The sequence below is a fragment of the Silvanigrella sp. genome, assembly GCF_044369315.1.
Lineage (GTDB): Bacteria > Bdellovibrionota_B > Oligoflexia > Silvanigrellales > Silvanigrellaceae > Silvanigrella.
Genome location: NZ_JBIPMD010000218.1, coordinates 1 through 5298 on the forward strand (window position 1 = coordinate 1; position 5298 = coordinate 5298).

Here is a 5298-nt window from a genome sequence, read left to right on the forward strand (position 1 = left end):
GGCATCCAAAGTCCGTTCAACAAAGGGCTTGCTTGTCCATGTTTTCGGAAGATTTTCTGCATGCCTTTTTAAGTACATATTCTTTTTCTAAAAACACATTCTCAACTCTTAACTGGCATAAAAATATATATAATTATAATTTAAATTAAAATAAAGGTCTTATAGAATGAAAAAAATGAAATACATCATATTAACCATTCTTACATTCGTCATTCTTTTTATATTATATGGATCTTGGAAATATACGATTAGCGTGTCTAATAGTACATTTCAAACAGATACCATTCGAATAAAACAAAGCTTTAATCAAGGTATTAAAGCAATGGAAGATATTTCAACAGCATTTTATGCATTTTCATATCTTGATCAAGATATGAATCAGTTTAAATTTGGTAATTTTGCAACTGAGTTGATGAAAAAAAATGATTTCTTAAAAAGTGTTAACTTTTATGAATATGTTGAAAAAAGTAAAAGGGCTGAATTTGAAAATAAATTGAAAAAATTAAAATTAGGGAAGTCAATTCTTGAAGGAGGAGATGAAGAAAATTCAAAAATCAAATCATCAGCTGAGCATGAATTTTATTTGCCAGTAATCTTTGTTAACTCAAAGGCAATAGAATCTTCTTATTTTGGATGGGATATTTATTCTGATAAAACGAAAAAAGAAACTTTGAATTTTATTATTCAAACAAAAAATATTCAGGCTTCTAAAACATTTTTATTAGAAAGTGGAAATGTTGCAATAGAGTTATTTATTCCTGTATTAAAATTAAATAGTTTAAATAAGTTGTCTGGAATTATTGGTGTAACTGTAGATTTAACTCAATTATTAGGAGAGGAGCAATGGAGTAAAGGTGTTGAAATTACTTTGACAACAATACTAACAGGAGAAAAAATTGAGAAGGATATATTTAGAAAAGTAGATCCAGAAGTACAAAACAAAATTATTTTAACTTCATTATATACAGAAAATTATGTTGAAAAATTTGGGCAAAAGTTTGGATTAAAATTTAATCGATTTTTGACAATTGATCGTATTAATTTTGGAATCATATTAATTACTTTGGTGGGCTGTATTATTTTGTTCCTATTGTCAATTTATTTAATCTTAACATACCAAAAATTAGAGGTAAGTAATTATAAATTAGAAGATGCAAATCAATTTCTTGAAGAAAGAGTGAAAGAAAGAACTAAAGAATTAGCATTAGCACACTCTGAAATAAAAGAAATATTAGATAATCTAGAAGATGGAGTTATAACTGTATCGCCAGATCTTATAATTGGAAAAACATATTCTCCCGCAGCTTTAAAAATATTAGGAATTGATAATTTGTATTTGAAAGATCTTAAAGATATTTTGTTTTCACATTTAGATAAACACAATGAAGAAGTTTCTAGACACTTATTTACATTAGGTGTTTTAAAGTTTGCCGATGATTTTCAGTGGGGGCTATCTTCAAGTGATTTATTAAAAGTTATAAATATAAATATAAATAATGTACAAAAAACGTTGTCATTAAAATACTCTCCTATCTTCTTAAAAGATCAAATTCAAAAAATTGTTCTCGTAATTTCAGATATTACAGAAGTTTTAGCACTAAGAGCCTCTCTTGCTGCAAAGAATGAAGAAACAAGCCTAAAAGAAACTATTTTAAAAGAGAATTTATTTTCAAAACAAGAAAATTTAGTTACATTTTATAAAGAGAATGATTTAAGAGCAGAATCATTGTTAAATTACAATGAAAAATTAAATGAAAATGAAGCTTCAGTCATGTTAAGAGATCTTCATACAATTAAAGGATCAGCAAGGAGTGTTGGATTAAAGTTTCTAGCTAAAAAGGTTCACGTTATTGAAGATACCTTGGAACCAATAAGAATTTCATTAACTAATAAAGAAAAAATTTCATTTGATATTAATAATAAAGAATTGATAAATTTAAATATTCTATATAAAGAGTATAGAGAAAATTATAAAAATTTATTTGAAAAAAATAACTCATTTAATCCTTCAAAAGTTGCAATAGATATAATAGATTCACTTTTGGTTCAAAAAAATAATTCAGTAGATGATATTCTTTCTTGGATATCTCAATTTAAAAGTGACTCTTTTTTTAGTTTAAAAAATTTATTTATTTCATTTAAGGATACATTAAACGAATTATCTTTGAATTTAAATAAAAAGATATCGCTTGAAATTCCAAATTGGGATATTTATATGGACAGTAAAATAAGTATTTCATTGTCCGAAGCTTTTACTCATTCTTTAAGAAATGCTTTGGATCATGGAATTGAAACAATAGAGGAAAGAAAACAAAAAGGAAAAAATGAAGAAGGATTATTATATATAAAATTTGAAGAATTATCTGACTTATATCTTTTACAAATATTTGATGATGGAAGGGGTGTTAATCTAAAAAAAGTATATGATATTGCATTTGAAAAAAAGTTGATTACGAACTCTTTTGATTCTTATAAAGATGAAGATATCATTGATCTTCTTTTTGCTCCTGGTTTTTCTACGAAAGAAGAAATTTCTGAATTGAGTGGTAGAGGAATTGGTCTAGATGCTGTGAGAAACTCTTGCAAAAAATTTGAAATTAATTGTAAGATAATTTCTAAAAAAGAGGAAGGTTCCACTTTTCAATTATTCATACCTAAAAAGTATATTAAATTTATAATAAATGATAATAAAACTCTAAAAGTAATTTAAAATATTTTACTTAAATGTCTCAATTCATTTTAATATATTGACAAGTTAAAAATTTTTGTTAGTTTAAAAAAATTTGACTCATAACTAATTTTTTTAGTTTGTGTTGTAATGAGGTGTTCTTTTGATAAGATCGAAAAAATTTGAATGTATTAAAAACTTAACATTATTTCAAAAAGTTCTTTTTGTTTTTTTAATGATAAGAGCTTTAGCGGCTGGTATAAATTGTTTTTTACCGTTTGATTTACCGCATATCATTCGTCAGACCGATACCATTTCTGTTGCAATGAGATATTGGTCGCGTTGGGTTTATGAGCCATATACTGACAATATATTTTATCCAGCTGTTTTAAATAGTGGCCAAAGTTATGGCTTTATGCCAATGGAATTTCCAATTTTAAATATGGTCACAGCCCCATTTTTTTTCTTTGGCCCTTATATTGGTAAAATTTTGGCCTGTTTATTTATTTGTTTCCTTGTTTTATTTTTTACATATATTAATTTAAGAGTATGGAAAAATATTAAAATATTAGGAATTAGTGCATTTAATATGATTTTATTATTCCCAATTTTTTCATTTTCTGCTTCAATAGGCTGGAGATTTATTCCAGATTTTATTGCGGTTCAATTGTGTTTAATTGCAATTGGGCTTTCTTGGGAAAAAGTTACATATATAAAGCCATTTTTTTTAACACTTTTGGGTTTGTTGCTAAAACCTGTGACTGTAGTTGTATTTCCATTGTTTTTACTTAATAAAAATATTTTTAAATCAGCATACAATCTTTTTTGGTTAGTTCCAGCTACATTATTATCTTTTTTGTATTATACCAAGGGAATAGCTTATTTAGAAAAATTAAGAGAAATTCCTACAAATTTTGGAGTTCATAAAGATATTGGATTATCGTCTTTAATTGATTTATTTTCACATTATAATGAGTTCTTAGAGTTTATTAATTATCATCCGCTATTCCCATATGGAATAGTCCTTGTCTCAGTAATATATCTATTTTATATCATAAGGCGATTTGCCTTTTATCATTTTCAACTATGGATTGTTATTTTAATTCAAATTATTATGATTGGTATCCTTGATGGAACTCATAGTATTGTCCATTTTTATTATTGGTTTGGTATCGCTCCTTCTTTTTGTTTATTAGCTTTAGGCACTTGGGATATTCTTTCTAAAGATTCAAATTATTTCAAAATATTTTTGAAAGTTTTATTTTTTGGAATATTTGTAGCTCGCTTTTTTGAAGTCTGTTACTTTGACACCAGATTATTATTTCACCCAGATAGAAGGGTAAATACCGATGTTCCTTTTGTAGATTGTTTTCTTTTAAAAAATCGAAATCCCGAATTTCCATGGAATAAAGGTTATGTTTTTTTCTCTGAAAATACGGAAGCTCCTTATTTAGGGGCCTGTTTTGGAGAAAGAACGAATTATCCATCTGAAAACTTACAAGAGTCTTTTGAAAATCCAAAATTAAAAGATAAGTATAGATACGGATTGATAACAATAAAAACAAAACTTCCGCATCATTGTAATGTAATAGATAGATCGGGCAAAGTAGTTATTATAAAATGTGATGAATATACACCGCCAGAAGAAGAATCGGAATAAAATTAATTACCAAATCTGCTTTCTTTATCATTTATAATAAATAAAGGTCGTTTTTTTACTTCATCATATATTCTTCCAATATATTCTCCCAAAATTCCAATGGTAATTAATTGAATTCCTCCAATAAATAAAATTGTTACCATAATACTGCTCCAGCCTTGAACGGGAAAACCTTTAATTTGTGAATAAACTAAAATAAATGCACCATAAATAAATGCTAAAATAGCAACTGTAAATCCTAAATAATAGGCGCTTTTGAGCGGAGTATTGCTAAACCCTATGATTCCGTCTAAAGCTAATTTTATCATTTTTGTAAGAGGATATTTTGTTGTTCCTGCAAATCTTGCGGATCTTTCATAATAAATAGGAGTTTGTTTTAGTCCTATCCATGGAACCATTCCTCTAATAAATCGATTTTTTTCTGGTAATGAATTGAAGATATCTAATGCTTGTCTACTCATTAATCTAAAATCACCAGAATTTAATGGAATATCACAGTTGGTTAATTTTCTAACGATAATATAAAATAATTTTGCTGTTATTAATTTGAACCAGGTCTCCCCTTCACGTACTGTTCTAACGCCGTAAACAATGTCAGAACCCTCTTTCCACAATTCGAGCATTCCTTCTATGACTTCAGGCGGATCTTGAAGGTCTGCATCTATAGATATAATTGCATTTCCTTTTGCATGATGTAAACCTGCACTCAAAGCAATTTGGTGTCCAAAGTTTTTAGCTAAAGATAAAATAATAAGTTTCCCATTTATCGAACTTTTTTCCTGATTTTCATTTTCTAATTGATGTAAAATTTTTAGAGTATTGTCTTTGCTGCCATCATTAACATATAATGCCAGTTAAGAGTTGAGAAAGATATTGTGAAGATTGAAGAAATAGCTCCAATTTGTTAGTTAATTGTTGCTTAAAAAAAAGTAACAAAGGAGCTACCAATGGATTGGCAGAACCAACTCAT

Annotated in this window: 3 protein-coding genes; 2 read left to right on the forward strand and 1 reads right to left on the reverse strand. The window is 27.1% G+C overall.

Going from position 1 to position 5298, the window contains the following annotated elements; all coding sequences use genetic code 11:
- Positions 1 to 253 precede the first annotated feature (253 nt).
- On the forward strand, positions 254 to 2710 hold the full coding sequence (locus ACIQ56_RS13930; protein ID WP_397601655.1) for a CHASE domain-containing protein: 2457 nt from the start codon (positions 254 to 256) through the stop codon (positions 2708 to 2710).
- Positions 2711 to 2831: 121 nt separating this feature from the next.
- Positions 2832 to 4328, forward strand: a complete 1497-nt coding sequence (locus ACIQ56_RS13935; protein WP_397601656.1) for a hypothetical protein — start codon at positions 2832 to 2834, stop codon at positions 4326 to 4328.
- A gap of 2 nt (positions 4329 to 4330) precedes the next feature.
- Here the strand turns inward: ACIQ56_RS13935 and ACIQ56_RS13940 are convergent, their stop codons facing one another.
- Positions 4331 to 5182: a glycosyltransferase family 2 protein gene (locus ACIQ56_RS13940; RefSeq protein WP_397601657.1), complete on the reverse strand. Its 852-nt coding sequence runs from the start codon at positions 5180 to 5182 to the stop codon at positions 4331 to 4333.
- Between the last annotated feature and the right edge of the window lie 116 nt (positions 5183 to 5298).